Here is a 17605-nt window from a genome sequence, read left to right as displayed (position 1 = left end):
CCTGGCAGCGTATTAGTAATAATTCCATTTTCTAAGCACATAGTCTTTCGTATATTCTCATTATGTGATAGTACCCCAAAACACGAAGAATCACCAATAAACATGTTACTCTTTTCCTATTTCTGTAATGATAGCATAAAACATAGGTCTTGCCAAAGGATTTTCAGTTTATTCGGAACCATAAACACAAGATGGTAGTGTGTCATAATGTTTGTAGATGAGCTATTCTTCCAACATATAATGCCTCACTTTTCACCCCATGTGGCAACAATCCGGTCCAGGCACCGGTTTTTAATCCCTTGCTTCAGTTCAAAAGCATAATCATGGAGATCCTTTTTTAGATACTCTCCTAATTCCTCATTGTTTCCGTATCCAATATCCATAAGTTCATCAGTCAGCTCTTTCAGATAACGTTCCAGTTCTTCGGCGGTATTGCAGTTTATGCAGTTTTCCAGCCGTTTTATTTCCTCATCCGTATATTTACCTGTATGAATCCCCTTTCCTGCCATCCTGCATCCTAAAACATTTCGAAGTACAATAGAAGCAATATTGATGAACAGACTCTTATAATCCGCAGAATAGGCTTTCAGCACATGAAAGATATATTCTTCCGGGAACTTCCCAAGAAGGGTTTGTTCCAGGCCAATGCTCTTCACATAGACATGGATGGCATCGATCCCCCGCAAGGAATTCATGGGGCATAAAACAGGATAATCCAGAGTGAGAAGGTGATCTTGAGGGGTAAAACGAGGATCATAATATAAAAAGAAAGAAGGAAGTCCCTTTGCAAAGGTATCATAATAGCACCGGTTCCCGTAGGAATTAAAATCCCCTATGATGTGGTTATACAGAGCCTGGGTTTCCTTTACCTTTTCAAGAACTTTTTCATAGCCCAGCCGGTAAGCTGCTTTTGCCTCCACCCGGTCATCAGGGGAAATAAGGCCCTCTTTCTGTTCCAGCCCCACCTCATATTCCCGGATGCAGTACAGGACAGCTCCCATAAGCTGTCTTGCTTTTTCATAGGTAATGGAAGTACTCTCCTTACCCGTATATTTTTCAGCCAGTTCCCCTACAAGAGGAAGCAGTTCTTCCATGTTATCCTTCTTCATCTTCCTCCTCATACCGTCCCTGTCCAAAGCGGGCCCTTCTTGCAAAGGTTTCCAGCCGGGTGTCCTCCAGATAATCCAGGGAACCCTGGCAGGGCCCGTCAAACTGTTCCTTCATAAAGTCAATCAGCTCATCATCCGTATACTCATCCAGGGACTCATTTTTATAAAAATAAAAAATGTCCTGAAGCCGTCCCATTGTTTCCACGTAATTGTCCTGATAAATATAAGGAGAATCACAGAAGGCATAAATCAGCTTAGGCAGGATTCCTTCTCCAAACTCCACCCGCTCCTGATTCCTTAAAACCTCTTTCCTTTCCCTTAAAAGCAGGGCTCCTTCTTCCTCTGTCAGGGACAGGCCAAACTTTTTTGTATAGTCATTGGCCTTCCTGATTCTCTCAAGCTGCATACTGTCATTTGCTGCCTCAAGCCATTTTTTATCTTCCATAAAAAACGCCCCTTTCCTTTGATAAATACCAAGTCTACGCCCAATGGGGGGAAATTACAAGACTTGAAAAAAAGTCGTTTTTGTGGTATGATATATACATAAAAAGAGAGGGATTATAAATTGTTTCCTGTCAATAAAAATTTAAATAATATGAAAAATATCAATAAGAAGGTGCTGCAAAATCACGGAATCAAAGTGATCTTGCAGCACCTTCGCCTGTTCATTTAAATATTCTTACTTGCCCACAGAATAACTGTCAATAATATTCCTCATGCTTCTAAGTAAATGCGCTTCCATGTCTTTCCGGGCCGTATAAGGATCGCCTTTAATAATACTGTTTAAAATCGACCGGTGCTCTCGTATGGATTCAATATAGTGATCCCATTCAGGCGTGGTTTTACCGAATGAGCTGCCATTCCAGAGCGTAACAAGTGTTGAAAAGAGCTTTTTGTTGGCTGCCTGTTCCCAGATCGTCTGATGAAAATATTGATTATAGGAACGGTATTCATCAGAAGTAAAGAGGCCTTCCTTTTTTTCTATCTCACTTTGACGGTCCTCTAAGCCGGAAGTGTCCATTTTGGAGAGAGCAGCCCTGGCTACAGCCTCGCATTCCAAAACGCACCGCAGATCAAAGTGATCCCTGATCATATCAATGTTGATCCCCTTAACAACAGCGCCTTTATTTAGATGCAGCTCAATCAAGCCTTCTGAAGCCAGCATCTGGAAGGCTTCCCGGACCGGAGTACGGCTCACCCCCATCTGAGAAGCCGTGTGAGTCAATGACAGTTCTTCCCCTTCTTGAAATTCTCCTGCTAAAATAGCTTTTCTTAATTGTGATGCGATTTTAAACCGGACAGGAAGCATTTCCACGGCGTTTAATTTCACGGACATTTTATAAACCTCCAAAAATAGATACGAAACAATTATATCATAGGCAGAACCGATCGTCAAACAGCGCACAAACGCCATGTATAAAATGTACAAAAATCACAATCCAAAATATACATAATTAATATAATTTAATAAAATCATTGACATTACACCTTGAAAATGATAAAAATAGTTGTATATCGTATACGATATACGATATGTCATATACCACATCAACACATGGAGGGAGAATTATGCATGCTATTGAGAAGATTTTAGCGAAAAACAGCGGCAGAAGCAGTGTCACACCTGGAGAGATTGTGACTGCAAAGGTTGATTTCGCTGAAGTAAACGACTTGTATTTACAGACAATTTATTCATTCCGGGAAATGAAAGGGGAAAAAGTCTGGGACCGGGACAGGCTGGCCTTTGTATTTGATCACTATGCTCCGGCACCGACCATAAAATCAGCTCAGATTCATAAAGAGATGAGGGGATTTGTAAGGGAACAAAACCTGACCTATCACTTTGATGTAAACGCCGGAGTCTGTCATCAGGTAATGCCGGAAAAGGGAGTGATTTATCCTGGCGCTATTATCGTGGCAACCGACTCACATACAACCACTCACGGTGCTTTTGGAGCTATGGGAACAGGTGTAGGTGCTACCGATATGGCGACCATTATGATTTCCGGCGAACTGTGGTTTAGGGTTCCGGAGATTATAGAAATCCGCATCGATGGGATTCCTCAAAAAGGTGTCATGCCGAAAGACGTTATTTTGCATGTGCTTGGCAAGCTCAAAGCCGACGGAGCGGTTTACAAAGCCATTGATTTTACCGGTTCATACATAGAACAGCTGAATGTGGCCGGACGTATGGTAGTTTGCAACATGGCAGTTGAAATGGGGGCAAAAACAGCATATATGCAGCCTAATGCAGAGGTTCTTGATTATGTCTCTCAAAGAGCAGTGCGGCCCTTTGAAGTCCAGTTTACAGATGAGGGATATGAATATGCGGAGAGCTATCAGTTCGATGTTTCAGATTTGACTCCCCAGGTATCAGCGCCTCATAGCGTTGACAATGTGCATGATCTGGAAAAAGTAGATAAGGTAAAAATCGACCAGGCATTTATCGGAACGTGTACAGGCGGACGTGTTGAAGACATAGCCGTTGCTGCTAAAATTCTGGAAGGCAAGCGGATTGCGGATTGGGTCCGGATGATTATCATTCCCGCTTCCAGTGAAGTCATGATGGAGTGCCTGGATAAGGGATATTTACAGGCATGTATGAATGCAGGAGCAACCATATCCACTCCAGGATGCGGTCCTTGCTTAAGCGCACACGAGGGAGTTCTGGCCGCCGGAGAAGTCTGCGTTACGGCATCAAACAGAAACTTTCCCGGCAGAATGGGCAGCAATCAGGCTGAGATTTACCTGGCATCACCTGCTACGGTGGCAGCGTCCGCATTGGCCGGCCATCTGGCTGATCCGAGAGAGGTCTTATAGGAGGAGGCAGATATGGAAAAACTTATTCATGGAAATGTAATTGTTTTAGGTAATAACATTGATACAGACCAGATTTATCCAGGCAGATATTTAGACCTGGTGGAGCCAGCGGAAATCGGAAGACACTGCCTTTCCGGTGTTGATGAAAACATTGCCCCTGATTTTAAGAAAGGGGATATTGTCATTGCAGGAACCAACTTCGGCTGCGGGTCCAGCAGGGAGCATGCACCCATTGCCTTGATCAATATGGGGGCTTCCGCAGTGGTGGCTGATTCATTTGCCAGGATATTCTTCCGCAATTCCATAAATCTCGGCTTGCCGCTCATTGTGTGCAAAGGGATCAGCAAGAAGTTAAAAAAGGGTGATGGGATTGCACTGGATGTAGAGGCAGGAACTATTACTATAACTTCTACCGGTGAGGTGATTCAGGGGGAAAAGATCGGTGAATATGCCTTGCACATATTAGAAGAAGGTGGAATCAAGGAAGTTTTCAAAAAGAGAATGGGAAAATAAAATACATATAAAGGAGAAATGATATGTCTACGGAGTTAGCTTTTGCTATAGGTATTGTGGTGTTACTGGTCTTAGCTTTGAAGGTAAAAACAAGCGCGTTTATGGCTCTCCTTGCCACCGCCCTGACAATCGGGCTGTTATCCGGGATGGGAACAGGGGAAACAATTTCTGCTATTACAGATGGATTTGCAAAACAGGTAGGAAGCATCGGTCTGGTCATTATCTTTGGAACCATGCTGGGCAATTATCTGGAAAAGTCCAGTGCTGCCCATAAAATGGCGTTGGATGCAGTCAAATTAGTGGGGACAAAAAATGCATCGCTGGCAATGGCAATCAGCGGTTATCTGGTTTCCATTCCCGTTTTCAGCGATGTGGGATTTCTCATTCTCTCTCCATTGGTGAAAGCCATATCCAAGAAAAACAAGGTTCCATATGGGGTTCTGGCGGTATCTTTAGCCGGAGGACTGCTGGCAACCCATGTTTACGTTCCCCCTACACCAGGCCCTCTGGCAGCAGCCGGCCTTTTGGGGATTGACATTGGCAAGGCGATTATGTACGGAGCATTTGCAGCCGTATTTATGACCATGTTTGGCTGGGCATTTGCACATTTTTATCTCTCTAAGAAAAGTCCTGATTTTTATACCTTTGTGGAAGGTATACAGGAGAAAGAGATGGAGATTGATGAAAAAAGCATGCCAGGAAGTCTGGTTTCATTGATTCCCCTGCTTTTACCCATGGTTCTTATTCTCCTTAACACGACGACCGCCGCTTTACTGCCGGAAGAGAACCCAATCGCCAAGATAGCCGGATTTTTGGGAGATTCCAACATTGCTCTTGCAATCGGAGCATTGACGGCAATTGCTTTGCTTTGGAAGAAGATTGGAAAAGATAATATCACAAAGATCATGGATATCAGCTTAAAGGATGCGGGCGGCATTATCTTTATTACGGCAGCAGGCGGAGCTTTGGGCCAGGTTTTGAAAGTATCCGGTTCCGGAGATGCATTGGCAAACTTTGTTATACAGAGTAACCTTCCATTTATTCTGATTCCCTTTGCGATCTCAGGAATTCTGAAAGTGGTACAGGGATCTGGTACCGTAGCCGTTGTAACTGCGGCCACGCTGACAGCTCCTATTGCATCTCAGTTAGGACTTGATCCCATTTTAATATTCCTGGCTTCCGGAGCAGGAGCAAGGGTATGCTGCCATGTAAACGACAGTTTCTTCTGGGTGTTCACCAACTGCAGCGGTTTTGATATGAAAACGGGTCTGAAAACATTGAGCTTTTCAAATATCTTTATGTCCTTAGGAGGACTGCTGGCAACATTTATCGTGAGTTTGTTCCTATAATTAATCCAGCCAGATTGTGGGAAACACATGAAAGGTGCTGCAAAATCACGGAATCAGAGTAATTTTGCAGCACCTTCACTAGTTGTAAGTAAGTTTGAGAATAAAAGAACCGCTCCAAACTGGTATGTATAAATTTTATCAAATTGGATATTTTAAAAATACCAGTCAGCCTATATCATAGAGCTAAATAAACTACAAATGGTCTATGAGAAAGGGAAAGATATGAACAGCAACAGAACAAAAAAAATCGTTTTCAGCGCCTTAATGGCATCACTCACTGCAGCAGCCACCATGATCATACACATCCCTTCCCCATTCAGCGGTTATATTCATCTGGGGGATGGATTGGTACTATTGAGCGGCATACTCCTTGGGCCTGTGGCCGGAGCGGCTGCCGGAGGAATCGGCTCTATGATGGCGGACTTGCTGTCCGGCTACGCTTTTTATGCACCTGCTACCCTGATTATCAAAGGGCTGGCGGCATTTTCAGCAGGATATCTGTATAAACACCTTCGTACACTGCCTTTTTTAACTTCCGGTGCAGTATGCAGTGCAATCGTCACAGGCGGCTATTTCGCCTTTGAGCTTGCCGTGTACGGATGGGCTGCCGCCGCTTCCAATGTGCCCTTTAACCTGGTACAGAATCTATTCAGCTTGATTTCAGCCGGAGTTCTGCTTCCTGTTCTTTTGCGTGTCCGGGAGATCAGGGAATTCAGTAACTCTTTATAACCTCATCCCTGGTGGGAATGGAAGGCGCAGCGCCTGCCCTGGATACTGCGATGGAAGCAGCCTTTGCCGCATGATCCAAAGCCTGTTCAGGGGATTCCCCCAAAGCAAGTCCGCCTATGAAATAGCCTGTAAAGGTATCCCCTGCCCCGGTGGTATCCACCACCTCCACGGGATAGATTGCCTGTTTAAGGCACAAACTGCCGTCTTTGTATAAAGAGCCATCCTGGCCCAGGGTTAAAAGGATCTTTGCTCCCGTGAACTTTTCAGCCAGCTGATTCAGCAATTCTTCTCCGCTGCCGGACTTCTGGCAGATATCTCCTGCTTCAATCTCATTTAATATGAAAAACTCCACGCAATGAAGGGGAAAGGTCCATATCTTGCTGTTCATGGGAGAGGGGTTCAATACGATTCTCATCCCTTTCCCATATGCCTGCTCCATCATATATCCCACTTCATTGATCTCATTTTGAAGAATCAGAAAGTCCCCTTCTTCAAATTCCCTTAAAACCTGATCCACCTGATCTCTTGTAATTTCCTGATTGGCTCCTCCAAACAAAAGAATTCCGTTTTGTCCCTTGGGATTCTTCTGTATGATGGCATGGCCTGTCTTATTTTTCAGCCGTTTAATATTCCCTGTGTCCACGCCGAACCGTTCCAGCTCTTCAGTCAGTATTCTGCCGTCCTGCTCTCCCACTGCCCCTGCATGCCAGACCCTGACACCGCTCTTACTCAGCGCCAGAGACTGGTTTAAGCCTTTTCCTCCACAAAATGTCTCCAGAGAATCCGAGGATATGGTTTCCCCCTCCCTGACGAAATGATCCACCTGGTAAACATAATCAATATTCAGAGAACCAAAATTCAATATTTTCATACACTCCACTCCTGTCCGACTCCCACGGTACTGCTTCTTACGATCAATTCCGGTTTAAATACCGTATGGCTTTTTTCCGCCTTTTTCCCCTTGATCTGGGAAATCAGCTGTTTGACAGACTCCACTCCCATTTCATATACAGGCTGTCTGACTGTTGTCAGGGGAACTGCCAGCATTTCCGTATAAAAAGCATCATCGTATCCTACCACCGATATATCCCCCGGAACCCTCTTACCATACCCGGCCAACTGCCTGCACACTCCAAAGGCAGAAAGATCGTTGCAGGCAAATATGGCCGTAAATTCATGTTCCATCAGCGCCGTGACGGCACGGGCCCCGCATTCCATGGTATAATCGCCTTCATATACTAAATTTTCATTAAAAGGAATGTGAAATTCCTGCAGGGCGCGGGCATATCCTTTTAATCTTCTGGCTGAATCCGCCAGATTTTGGGGGCCTGTAACACAAGCAATCCGCTTATGCCCAAGCTCCGCCAAATGTCTGGCTGCCAGATATCCTCCCATTTCATGATCCAGAATCACTTCAGCACAGTCTGTTTCCGTAAGAAAACGATCCAGAAGCACAAAAGGCATCTGAAGCTGTTCCAGAAGGCGGACTGCTTTCCTGCCTGCCGCCTCACCGCATTCCCTGGACATGACATAGATGATTCCTCCCACCCCCTGATCCGCCAGAAGGTGGATGTATTCCATATCTCTTTCATGAAGATCGTTGGTATTGCACAGGATCAGGGTTTTTCCGTACTGCCTGCAGCACTCCTCAATTCCCTTTACCATATGTGCATAAAAGACATTTCCAATGTCAGGAATAATCAGACCTATGGTTTTGCTTCTCTTTTTAACCAGGCTGACCGCCAACTGATTGGGCCTGTAGTTCAGCTTTCGGGCCGATTCCATAATTCTCTTTTTTGTATCATCCGGTATTTTATAGGCTTTCCCGTTCAATACCAGAGAAACCGTAGTCACTGAAAGTCCCGTGTCGTTAGCAATATCCTTAATTGTCGCTCTCATCCTCAATCCTCACTGCTGCCATATTTGCCAATGCCCGTACTGCCTTTAAGTAATTCTCAATCTGTACGCATTCATTGGGCTTGTGTGCCATATCTGCCGAGCCTGGACCAAATAATACGGTAGTCAGCCCTTCTTTCCCTTCCGCCAGTATGGAAGCATCCGTAAAATAGGATATCCCGGAATAATCTTCCCGGATTCCCACTGCCTCCATGCTTTTTACCAATTGGGAAACTCCTGCAGAAGCCTGATCTGCCTCAATGCTGATTCTATGATTCTTAATCCTGGTAGTCAGGCTTGGAATCCCTCCGCGGCTTTTGCTGATGTCCTGAAATACCGTCTGCAATTGGCTTAGAATCCCTTCACTGGTAAGTCCCGGTACAGTCCGGATATCCATTAACACAGTACACAGATCCGGTGTCATATTTGGCTGTATTCCACCCTGTATTTCCGTAATCTGAGCGGTGGCATTTCCCAATACCGGATGGCCGTGGCCGCATATCCAGTCTCCCAGACTTTTTGCAGCTTCGTATGCACAGGTGATTGCATTGCAGCCTTCCTGCGGATATGCTCCATGGCTGGTCTTTCCTCTCACTTCCAACTCCAGCCAGATACAGCCCTTTTGAGCGATTCCCACAGTACAGCCTGTCGGCTCTCCGATCAGCAGGGTTTTTGCATCCATCATATGTCCGTCGGCAATAACAGCCCTTGCCCCGGCTCCTCCCCGCTCTTCGTCGCAGGTTCCCAGGAACTGGAGGGAGGTTTCCGGCTTTTTCCCGGATTCCCCCAGCCTTCCAAGAACGTATACCATGGCAGCCAGACCGCTTTTCATATCGCTGGCTCCCCGGCCAAAGAGAAATCCGTTTTCTATAACCGGAGTCCATGGGTCGGTATTCCAGCTATCCAGCTCTCCGTAATCCACCGTATCCAGATGTCCGTTCCAGATCATGCCCTTCTTTGCATTCTCTCCCGGTATCAGGGCAATGACATTTCCCCTTCCGCCTCCAATATCCTGGACAAAAGCTTCGATTCCCCGGCTGGTTAAATATTGGCATATGTATTCTGCAGCCGGCTTTTCTCCATCTTTTCCGTTGACAGTCCTTATTTCCATTAAATCCTGTAAAAGCTGTATTGCTTCCTGTTCCCAGCCTCTTTTTTCCATCCTGAATCCTCTATTTTGTATTCTGATGAATCAACTGGATATGCTTGCATATCCAGTTGATTCACAAACTCAAGGTTGAAAGATGGTTTTCTTTCAGCCTTCTGTCAGCCAGTTAAAAATTCCCTTCCAGAGCTGATCGTAATATTCCCACTCGCAGAACTCCGGGGGAGCCCAGTGAGGAGCACAGTCTGTGGCAAATGCTGCACTTCGTCCTTTTCCATAAGTACCGAAAGCAAGGAATGGATCACCTTCTATAGTAACAGGTACCATGGCTTCCGGTTTTGCTATTATTTTATTATATCCCAGCACTTCCGGCCAGTCTGTCGGAATTCCGGATATGGCTGGATGATCTTCTTTTACAACAGGCTTCACTCCGTCGCAGTGTTCCATTCTGTCATCTACAGTCAAAACTTCCACCGGAAGAACTTCCTGAACAGCCGTGTCATGCCATTTCCCTTTTGCATCCACGCCGGAAAATGTCAGATACCCTCCGATCATCAAAAGAGCGCCCCCATCCAGAACGTAATCCCGGATCAGCTTGCAGCGGTCAGGCATCTTCTTGCTGTGAGTAAAGGTTGCACCCGGCAGCAGCAGGGTATTGGCTCCGATATCGGACAAAATAACTCCGTCATACTGCTTTAATTCTTCCATGGTAAAGGGAAATTCTTCCGTAGCCAGATGGTTAGGAAGGAATGTCACTTCATAACCGGCATTTTCCAGCGCCTTTTTCAGCCACTTTTCTCCGGTCTCATAGGTAGAGGTATAAAAAGAATCAAACCCCTTTACATGTGTAGTATAACTCATCCAGGATTCTCCTGCCAGTAATATTTTCTTATTCATCTGCTTCATCTTCCTTTCCCCACTCTAAAATTAATTGTGCATAAATATGAATTGTTTTAAGATAATCCTCAATTGGAATATATTCATTGATGGAATGACACTGCTCCAGGTTTCCCGGGCCGAACTGAATGGTGGGACAGCCGGCTATATTTCTCCAAAGTCTGGAGTCGCAGCCAGCCGGGGAGCCTTTTATAACCACCGGTTCTCCCTCCGCATGTTCAAAGGCCCGTTTAAAGCTGTCCACAAAGGGGCCTCCCTCCATTTCAAAGGGGCCTCCGGCCTGGTAAATGCTGATTTCCGGCATATGCTCTCTCAGCCACAGGTCGCTTTCTGCAAAACGTCTGATCTCGTCCGTGACCTCAGACACCACTTGATCATGGCTCATCTGACCCGGAAGATAGTGAATGCACATTTCAAACTCACAGTCTCCGGCAACGGTGGAACCTGCGCTTCCTCCATGAATGGTCCCTACGTTTAAATTAGGGGCCGGAAGAAGGGGATGCTTATAGGTAAGCAGCCATCTATGCTCCAGTTCGTTGAGCCGTTCCATGATCTTTGCAGCCTTTTCAATGGCACTGACACCCAGCCATTTTGCACCGGAGTGATTGGATTTTCCGGCTATCTTCACCTTCATAAATACAAATCCCATGTGGGCCAGGATCAGCTCTCTTGAGGTAGGCTCGCAGACTACCACTCCGTCTGCCCTCTTTCCTCTCATGACCGCCTGAATGGCCCCGTTTCCTCCGCCCTCTTCATCGCACACCGAGCAGATGTGAACATCAAGGGGAATAGGGATTCCTGCATCTTTTAAAAGCTTGACAGCCATGACAGAGGCCATGAGTCCGCCCTTCATATCCGCAGCTCCCAGGCCGTAGAGCTTACCGTCTTCGATTCTGGGAGTATGGGGAGAGGATATCCATAAGGATTCATCTCCCGGGGGCATGGTATCCATATGCCCGTTAAACATCAGGCTCTTGCTCTTCTGCCCTTTAAAAACACCATAAACATTGTAGCGTCCCTCATAGTTATGGCCTGGATTGCCTTCCTTATATTTCTCTATGGAGGCTGCTATGGTCTCTTCTGTCATAGGGTCCTGTTCAATCTCATCGGCCCCCATTTTCTCCAGCAGACGGATGAGATAATCCTGTCCCTCTTTTTCTCTTCCTCCGGCAATGCCATGGCCCAGGTCCTGGGTATCTATGGCAATCAGCTCTGATAAATACTTAATATATTCTTCCTTATTTCTTTCCAGCACTTCCTTTAACTTTTCCATCATCCACCTCATGAGCCATAGGCCCGGATTCCCTCTTCAACCAGATCCCAGAAACGTTCCACATCAATGTCGATTGCCACATCAGCATTAGGCTCTCTGTGGCTGTATCCGAAAAAGTCACAGTTAGTCCTTCCATAGCTCTGTACGCTCCTGATATCCACTTCCGTATGCATGGGCTTTGTCACCAGAAGCTTGGGATCGAGGATGGAAGCAATGGTCACCGGGTCGTGGAGAGGCCCTCCCTCCCAGCCGAACACCTCTTTCTGGCTCTTGTTGAAATGCCCCATAAGATCCGTAAACAGGCGGGCTGCAGTCGTGTCCATGGCTGCCATTCTCTCTACGATCTGAGGATAGCAAAGCACCTTCCGGGTCACGTCAAGCCCCACCATGGTAATGGGACAGCCGCTGGTAAACACCACATGGGCGGCATCTGCATCGGCTATAATATTAAACTCAGCCGCAGGAGTCACATTTCCCAACTGATATGAGCCTCCCATGAGAACAATTCTCTTTATCTTCGGTATGATACGGGGCTCCATCCTCATAGCCATGGCAATATTGGTCAGAGGCCCTGTAGGCACCAGAATAATATCGCCTTCCGATTCCATCAGAGTCCGCACCAGAAACAATACCCCGTGCTCCGGTTCTGCATCTCTCGTCAGGGGCTCAAAAACCGGACCGTCAAGGCCGCTTTCCCCATGGATATCCCCTGCAAGAAGCTGCTTATCCCGGATCATAGGCTGTCCGCAGCCCGCATAGACCGGGATATCAAGCCCCAGATGCTGGCAGACATGCAAAGCATTTCTTGTGGTTTTTTCAAGAGACTGGTTCCCTGCCACAACAGTGATGCCCAGCACCTCGATTCCGCTGTTTTTTCCTGCCAGCAATATATTCACCGCATCATCATGTCCCGGATCACAGTCCAGGATGACCTTTTGTTTTTCCATTGATCATTCTCCTTTTCAGACCTTTGTCAATGCGCTCTTTTTCTTGTTTTCCCTGGCTAATTTGGAAGCCATAGAAACAGCCAGTGTGACGATGGTCACCACATATGGCATCAAAAGCACCAATTGGGACGGTACTCCATAAGCCTGAAGCCTGGCTCCTATGGAATCCGTAAAGCCAAATACCAGACAGCCGATTGCGGTTAAAATGGGATGGGCTCCTCCGAAATACATGGCTGCCACTCCCATAAAGCCTCTGGCATTGGTCATGTTCTCCACAAACATTTTGCTGTAGCCCAGGGATAAATGAGCTCCTGCCAGACCGCCGATCAAGCCGGAAATAGCAATGGCCCGGTACTTCATGGAATTTACATTGATGCCTGCCGTCTGGGCAGCCATGGGAAACTGGCCTACCGCTCTCAAACGAAGCCCCCAGACTGTTTTATAAAATACAAACCAGATCAGAATAATCAGTACAATGACGAACCACTCGGTAATGCACCAGTTGTCAAAGATCTCTTTCAAAAATGGTACCTTTGCCAGGAAAGGAAGGCTGACCCTTGGAATCGCAATAATCCCCGGCTCTGAAAATGTGCCGCTCTTTCCTAAAACGCTGTTCAGCAAAAACTTGGTAATTGCCAGCGCAAACAAATTGATTCCCATTCCGATGGCACATATCTCCGCTTTATAACGGATATGGCCCACTGCCATGATCATCGCCATAATCAGCCCGGCAATCATGGCAACTGCAACTCCCAGGACCCAGCTTCCGGTCAGATAGCTGACTGCCACCGCTGCAAATGCACCGGTCAGCATGATCCCTTCCGTTCCGATATTTAAAATATCCGCCTGCTGGGTAATGGCTGCACACAACGCCGCATAAATAATAGGCGTGGCAGAACGAAAGGTTGCATATATCAAGGATACACTGAAAACTTTGCTAAAATCCATAGTCCTGCCTCCTCCTATTTGCTCTTTTCCTTTTTACTTTTCTTATCCTTAAACTGAAACAAAAGCTCCATGGTGGCTACGATAATAAAAACTGCGGTTATGGTATCTACAATGGATCTGGGTACGCCGGTGCTCTGCTGCATCCCCAAGGCTCCCGATCTTAGCACTGCCAGGAAAAATGACACAAAGGGAGCAAAAACCATGTTGTTCTTGACGATCAAAGAAGCCAGCATTCCGTTGGAGCCAAGGCCTGCGGCAAAGTTATTGAGGAAATATCCATGGACTCCCAGAACCTCAATACAGCCGGCCATCCCGCCCAGTGCTCCGCTCAGCATCATGGACTGAATAAATATCTTTTTCGGACTGATGCCCACATACTCTGCATGGGCCGGATTTGTTCCTACGGTTTTTATCTTATAGCCAAAGGTGGTCTTGTTTAAGACCCAGATTATGAGTACCACCGTAATAATGGCAATGAAAAGTCCTGCATTGGCACTGCTGGGCTTCATAAACTGATGCAGATTCACCGTTACGGGCAGGGACTGTGCATTGGCTACGCCTGCACTCATGGGGCCGCTGACCAGATAAGAAGTTATGTAAAGGGCCACGCTGTTCATGAGAATGGTTACGCAGACCTCGCTCACCCGGTAATATGCCTTCAAAACAGCAGGAATCAATGCCCACAAAGCCGCCACCACCATGGCTCCCAAGAAGCAGACCAGCAGAAGGACAGGCTTTGGAAGAAAGGTCCAGTTGATTCCGATATAGGCGGCTGTAATTCCTCCCAGAAATACCTCGCCCTCCACTCCTACGTTAAACGCTCCCGCTTTTGCCGCTACCGCAAAGGCGCAGGAGGTGAGAAGAAGAGGCGTGAAGCTGGCTAAAGTGGCACCTACCTTAAGCTTTCCGTTAAATGCCCCCTTCAGCAGGGCTATATAGGCTTCTATGGGGTTTTCTCCGATAAAAAGGATGAACAAAGCCCCGATAGCCAGTGCAAGCAGCATGGTGAGCAAAATTTTCTGTATACTTTTTACCGCTGCATTCATGTTGTGCCTCCCCTCTCTTCGGCCGGCTCAGTTCCGCCCATCATCAACAGTCCCAGATTTTCTTCATTTGCTTCCTCCGCTTTCAACCGTCCTGTTATCCTGCCTTCGTGCATGACCACGATCCGGTCTGAAAGGGACAGTATTTCCTCCAAATCCGCAGAGACCAGCAAAACTCCCAGCCCTTTGGATTTGACTTCCTGTAAAATTTTTCGTATGGATTCTATCGCTCCGATGTCAACGCCTCTGGTAGGCTGGGATGCGACCAGAAGTTTTCCGCCAATGGAAACCTCCCTTGCAACCACCACCTTCTGCGCATTTCCGCCTGATAAGGACTGGGTGGATATTTCCGGGTCCCTGGGACGAATGTCGAAGATCTCAGACAGCTTTTTGGCGTAATCCAGGCTTTCCTTGTCATTGCACACCAGCCCCCGGCAAAAAGGTGATTCCTCTACCTGGACGGCGATGATATTATCCTTAATGCTCATGGCACGGTTCAAGCCTCTTGTATTGCGGTCTTCCGGAATGTGGGAGAGACCGGCTTTCCTGATCTTCCTGGGACTTAAGCCCGTAATATCTTTTCCGCCTAAGAGCACGGTTCCTTTTTCAACCGGGCGCAGTCCTGTGACAGCTTCGATCAGCTCGCTCTGTCCGTTTCCGTCGATTCCCGCAATGCCTACGATTTCCCCTTCCCGGACATCTAAGGACACGCCCCGGATCTTGGAAATCTCCTTTTCTCCGGAGACCCATACGTCTTTTACTTCCAGAACCTTTTCCCCCGGCTTTGCCTGAGCTTTTTCGATATTTAAAAATACTTCCCTTCCGATCATCATCTTTGCAAGTTCAGCCGGAGAGGTTTCTTCCTTATTTACGCTTCCGATATAATTTCCCTGCCGCATGACGCTGATGCGGTCTGATATCTCCATAACCTCATTTAATTTGTGGGATATGAATACCAGTGATTTTCCGTCTTTTCTCAAATTCTCCAGAATCACAAAAAGCTGTCTCGTTTCCTGAGGTGTCAGAACTGCCGTAGGCTCATCCAGGATGATCACATTGGCTCCTCTGGTTAAAGTCTTGATAATCTCCACCCTTTGAGCCTCGCCCACTGAAATCTGGTTGATCTTTTTCCCAAGCTGGATGTCCATTCCGTACTGGGTCACATACTGCTCCACCATATTTCTGGCCTTGTCAAAGTCAATGGTAATTCCCCGGCTGGGCTCAAATCCCAAAATAATATTTTCCAGAACCGTCAGTTCATTGACCAGCATAAATTCCTGATGTACCATTCCGATTCCTTTTTCAATGGCAATTTTAGGAGTGATGGCCGAAACATGTTCTCCATCAATCCGGATAACCCCGTCATCAATGGGATACATGCCGTAAAGCAGCTTCATCATGGTTGACTTTCCGGCTCCGTTCTCTCCGATCAGGGAATGAATCTCACCCTTTTTTAAAGTGAACTGTCCGTTCTTTACAGCCTGGACATTTCCGAATGACTTTACAATGTCCTTCATTTCAATCACATATTCGCTCAAACTTTCACCCTCTTTCTTGTGGCAGAAGCCTTTTCACGCGGCTCTGATTGTAAAATGGTTTGGAACCCCCATGGGCATCAGGAGCTCCAAACCATTTTCCATTCTTATCAGGCTTTGTTATTTATTTAGGGCCAAAGCCGGTATAATTTTCTACCACGATTTCTCCTGAAGTAACCTTTGCTTCCAATTCTTTTACTTTCTCTACGATGTCCTCAGGGAACTTATCTCCTAAATGCTCTCTCATAACGCTGAAATCAGTCAGGCCCACGCCCTGCTCCTTAATGGTCAGATAGGAAGTGGTATTTCCCTGGAAGGTGTCCTCAACCACTGACTGGATTGCCAGATAGCAGGCTGTGTCCACACGCTTTAACATGGAGGTCAGTATGCTTCCAGGCTGGTCGTTATCCTGGTTCAAATCCACGCCGATGGCATATTTTCCAGCTTCCTTGGCTCCCTCTAAGATTCCAGGGCCTGTGCCGGAGGCTACGTTCATGACGATATCCGCACCCTGGTCAAACTGGGCCAGAGTCAGTTCCTTACCCTTTAACGGGTCATTCCATGTTCCTGCAAAGGACTGAAGAACCTTTACGTCCGGGTCAATGTATTTTGCACCCTGCTCATATCCCACATAGAAGTCATGGAGAACCGGAATATCCATTCCGCCTACCCAGCCAATAACCTTCTCTTCATTGACGCCTTCAATCTCTGTCTTCTGGGTAAACATGGCTGCAGCAGCACCTGCCAGGAAAGAGCCCTGGTTCTGTGCAAAGCTGATGGACACAATATTGTCTCCCTCTACTGTGGTATCAATGATGGCAAACTTCACATCAGGGTAGTTTGCACAGTGTTCCTTCATGTACTCTTCAAAATTGGAAGAAGAACAGATAACAAGATCATAGCCTTCTTCACAGGCAGACAAGAAATTGGACTCCCACTCCTCAGCTGTAGTTCCTTCCAGGTTCTTGATTTCCACCCCGAAATCTGCGGCAGCCTTCTTTGCTCCCTCATTACAGGAGTCATTGTAGGACTTGTCCCCTAAGTTTCCTGAATACACGATACATACCCTTTTTCCGTCACCGGCCTTTTCCCCTGCTCCCCCATTTTGTGATGCTGCTTCTGTTGCGGTGCCTGCCCCCTTCTCCGTCTCTTTGGCAGTGCCCGCACCGCCTGAGCAGCCGGTCATGGATACCACCAGAGCCGCTGCCATCAGAATGCTTAAAAACCTCTTTTTCATGAAAATACCTCCTTTAAAAATAATATTGAAAAAGGATATCATCTTACTTTTTCGTTTAGTAAAACGTTTTTCCTTTTCGTTTAAAAATAAAACAGCTTTTTGGCCTGCGTTTCTTCTAAGCACATGCTACCATCCTCAGAATAAGATGTCAAGTACTATTGCATAAAAAAATACTTTATTAAATCATTTTCCTTATTAATTTTA

At 46.6% G+C, this 17605-nt stretch carries 17 protein-coding genes; 4 read left to right on the top strand and 13 right to left on the bottom strand.

Annotation, left to right across the window (positions count from 1 at the left end):
* Positions 1-245: 245 nt before the first annotated feature.
* The 3 genes from V7M78_RS07320 to V7M78_RS07310 form a co-directional block, all read right to left on the bottom strand.
* Positions 246-1109, bottom strand: coding sequence for a DUF6179 domain-containing protein (locus V7M78_RS07320; protein ID WP_333647946.1), 864 nt, complete (start codon positions 1107-1109; stop codon positions 246-248).
* Positions 1096-1554: a DUF6323 family protein gene (locus tag V7M78_RS07315; RefSeq protein ID WP_333647944.1), complete on the bottom strand. Its 459-nt coding sequence runs from the start codon at positions 1552-1554 to the stop codon at positions 1096-1098. The genes V7M78_RS07320 and V7M78_RS07315 overlap by 14 nt, the downstream gene beginning before the upstream one ends.
* Positions 1555-1788: 234 nt before the next feature.
* A complete protein-coding gene (locus V7M78_RS07310) occupies positions 1789-2445 on the bottom strand; it encodes a GntR family transcriptional regulator (protein ID WP_333647942.1) in 657 nt (218 codons plus the stop codon).
* 233 nt (positions 2446-2678) lie between these two features.
* Here V7M78_RS07310 and V7M78_RS07305 point away from each other — a divergent pair, with 233 nt between their 5' ends.
* The 4 genes from V7M78_RS07305 (at position 2679) to V7M78_RS07290 (ending at position 6520) form a co-directional block, all read left to right on the top strand.
* Complete coding sequence (locus V7M78_RS07305; protein ID WP_333647940.1) at positions 2679-3929, top strand: 3-isopropylmalate dehydratase large subunit; 1251 nt, start codon at positions 2679-2681, stop codon at positions 3927-3929.
* Positions 3930-3941: 12 nt separating this feature from the next.
* On the top strand, positions 3942-4442 hold the full coding sequence (locus V7M78_RS07300) for a LeuD/DmdB family oxidoreductase small subunit (protein WP_333647938.1): 501 nt from the start codon (positions 3942-3944) through the stop codon (positions 4440-4442).
* A gap of 23 nt (positions 4443-4465) precedes the next feature.
* Positions 4466-5791 (top strand): GntP family permease, encoded by a 1326-nt coding sequence (locus V7M78_RS07295; RefSeq protein ID WP_333647936.1) that lies wholly within the window; start codon positions 4466-4468, stop codon positions 5789-5791.
* A gap of 222 nt (positions 5792-6013) precedes the next feature.
* Positions 6014-6520 carry an ECF transporter S component gene (locus tag V7M78_RS07290; protein WP_333647934.1) on the top strand — a complete coding sequence of 169 codons (507 nt, stop codon included), beginning with the start codon at positions 6014-6016 and terminating at the stop codon, positions 6518-6520.
* On the opposite strand, the gene V7M78_RS07285 is transcribed toward V7M78_RS07290, so the two are convergent.
* The 10 genes from V7M78_RS07285 to V7M78_RS07240 all read right to left on the bottom strand — a co-directional run bounded on the left by V7M78_RS07285 (position 6504) and on the right by V7M78_RS07240 (position 17401).
* Entirely contained in the window at positions 6504-7391 is an 888-nt protein-coding gene (locus V7M78_RS07285; protein ID WP_333647932.1) for a ribokinase, read from the bottom strand. The two genes, V7M78_RS07290 and V7M78_RS07285, sit on opposite strands and share 17 nt — an antisense overlap.
* Positions 7388-8419: a LacI family DNA-binding transcriptional regulator gene (locus V7M78_RS07280; RefSeq protein ID WP_333647930.1), complete on the bottom strand. Its 1032-nt coding sequence runs from the start codon at positions 8417-8419 to the stop codon at positions 7388-7390. The genes V7M78_RS07285 and V7M78_RS07280 overlap by 4 nt, the downstream gene beginning before the upstream one ends.
* Complete coding sequence (locus V7M78_RS07275; RefSeq protein WP_333647928.1) at positions 8403-9578, bottom strand: M20 family metallopeptidase; 1176 nt, start codon at positions 9576-9578, stop codon at positions 8403-8405. The genes V7M78_RS07280 and V7M78_RS07275 overlap by 17 nt, the downstream gene beginning before the upstream one ends.
* Positions 9579-9671: 93 nt before the next feature.
* Complete coding sequence (locus V7M78_RS07270) at positions 9672-10418, bottom strand: glutamine amidotransferase (RefSeq protein ID WP_333647926.1); 747 nt, start codon at positions 10416-10418, stop codon at positions 9672-9674.
* Positions 10411-11694, bottom strand: coding sequence for a M20 family metallopeptidase (locus V7M78_RS07265; RefSeq protein WP_333647924.1), 1284 nt, complete (start codon positions 11692-11694; stop codon positions 10411-10413). The genes V7M78_RS07270 and V7M78_RS07265 overlap by 8 nt, the downstream gene beginning before the upstream one ends.
* A gap of 5 nt (positions 11695-11699) precedes the next feature.
* The gene (locus V7M78_RS07260; protein WP_333647922.1) at positions 11700-12638 is read right to left on the bottom strand and encodes a nucleoside hydrolase; all 939 of its coding nucleotides are present in this window, start codon (positions 12636-12638) and stop codon (positions 11700-11702) included.
* Positions 12639-12653: 15 nt separating this feature from the next.
* Positions 12654-13586, bottom strand: a complete 933-nt coding sequence (locus V7M78_RS07255; RefSeq protein ID WP_333647920.1) for an ABC transporter permease — start codon at positions 13584-13586, stop codon at positions 12654-12656.
* A gap of 14 nt (positions 13587-13600) precedes the next feature.
* Positions 13601-14632 carry an ABC transporter permease gene (locus V7M78_RS07250; protein WP_333647918.1) on the bottom strand — a complete coding sequence of 344 codons (1032 nt, stop codon included), beginning with the start codon at positions 14630-14632 and terminating at the stop codon, positions 13601-13603.
* Positions 14629-16146 carry an ABC transporter ATP-binding protein gene (locus tag V7M78_RS07245; protein WP_333648141.1) on the bottom strand — a complete coding sequence of 506 codons (1518 nt, stop codon included), beginning with the start codon at positions 16144-16146 and terminating at the stop codon, positions 14629-14631. The genes V7M78_RS07250 and V7M78_RS07245 overlap by 4 nt, the downstream gene beginning before the upstream one ends.
* Positions 16147-16288: 142 nt before the next feature.
* Positions 16289-17401: a BMP family lipoprotein gene (locus V7M78_RS07240; RefSeq protein WP_333647916.1), complete on the bottom strand. Its 1113-nt coding sequence runs from the start codon at positions 17399-17401 to the stop codon at positions 16289-16291.
* Between the last annotated feature and the right edge of the window lie 204 nt (positions 17402-17605).

Source organism: Lacrimispora sp. (assembly GCF_036758025.1).
GTDB lineage: Bacteria > Bacillota > Clostridia > Lachnospirales > Lachnospiraceae > Lacrimispora.
This window is presented reverse-complemented; position numbering and strand designations above follow the sequence as displayed.

Excerpts from the sequence above, each read along its gene's own strand:
- V7M78_RS07320 (WP_333647946.1), bottom strand. The coding sequence starts at position 1,109 with ATGAAGAAGGATAACATGGAAGAACTGCTTCCTCTTGTAGGGGAACTG.
- V7M78_RS07315 (WP_333647944.1), bottom strand. The coding sequence starts at position 1,554 with ATGGAAGATAAAAAATGGCTTGAGGCAGCAAATGACAGTATGCAGCTT.
- V7M78_RS07310 (WP_333647942.1), bottom strand. The coding sequence starts at position 2,445 with ATGTCCGTGAAATTAAACGCCGTGGAAATGCTTCCTGTCCGGTTTAAA.
- V7M78_RS07305 (WP_333647940.1), top strand. The coding sequence starts at position 2,679 with ATGCATGCTATTGAGAAGATTTTAGCGAAAAACAGCGGCAGAAGCAGT.
- V7M78_RS07300 (WP_333647938.1), top strand. The coding sequence starts at position 3,942 with ATGGAAAAACTTATTCATGGAAATGTAATTGTTTTAGGTAATAACATT.
- V7M78_RS07295 (WP_333647936.1), top strand. The coding sequence starts at position 4,466 with ATGTCTACGGAGTTAGCTTTTGCTATAGGTATTGTGGTGTTACTGGTC.
- V7M78_RS07290 (WP_333647934.1), top strand. The coding sequence starts at position 6,014 with ATGAACAGCAACAGAACAAAAAAAATCGTTTTCAGCGCCTTAATGGCA.
- V7M78_RS07285 (WP_333647932.1), bottom strand. The coding sequence starts at position 7,391 with ATGAAAATATTGAATTTTGGTTCTCTGAATATTGATTATGTTTACCAG.
- V7M78_RS07280 (WP_333647930.1), bottom strand. The coding sequence starts at position 8,419 with ATGAGAGCGACAATTAAGGATATTGCTAACGACACGGGACTTTCAGTG.
- V7M78_RS07275 (WP_333647928.1), bottom strand. The coding sequence starts at position 9,578 with ATGGAAAAAAGAGGCTGGGAACAGGAAGCAATACAGCTTTTACAGGAT.
- V7M78_RS07270 (WP_333647926.1), bottom strand. The coding sequence starts at position 10,418 with ATGAATAAGAAAATATTACTGGCAGGAGAATCCTGGATGAGTTATACT.
- V7M78_RS07265 (WP_333647924.1), bottom strand. The coding sequence starts at position 11,694 with ATGATGGAAAAGTTAAAGGAAGTGCTGGAAAGAAATAAGGAAGAATAT.
- V7M78_RS07260 (WP_333647922.1), bottom strand. The coding sequence starts at position 12,638 with ATGGAAAAACAAAAGGTCATCCTGGACTGTGATCCGGGACATGATGAT.
- V7M78_RS07255 (WP_333647920.1), bottom strand. The coding sequence starts at position 13,586 with ATGGATTTTAGCAAAGTTTTCAGTGTATCCTTGATATATGCAACCTTT.
- V7M78_RS07250 (WP_333647918.1), bottom strand. The coding sequence starts at position 14,632 with ATGAATGCAGCGGTAAAAAGTATACAGAAAATTTTGCTCACCATGCTG.
- V7M78_RS07245 (WP_333648141.1), bottom strand. The coding sequence starts at position 16,146 with ATGAAGGACATTGTAAAGTCATTCGGAAATGTCCAGGCTGTAAAGAAC.
- V7M78_RS07240 (WP_333647916.1), bottom strand. The coding sequence starts at position 17,401 with ATGAAAAAGAGGTTTTTAAGCATTCTGATGGCAGCGGCTCTGGTGGTA.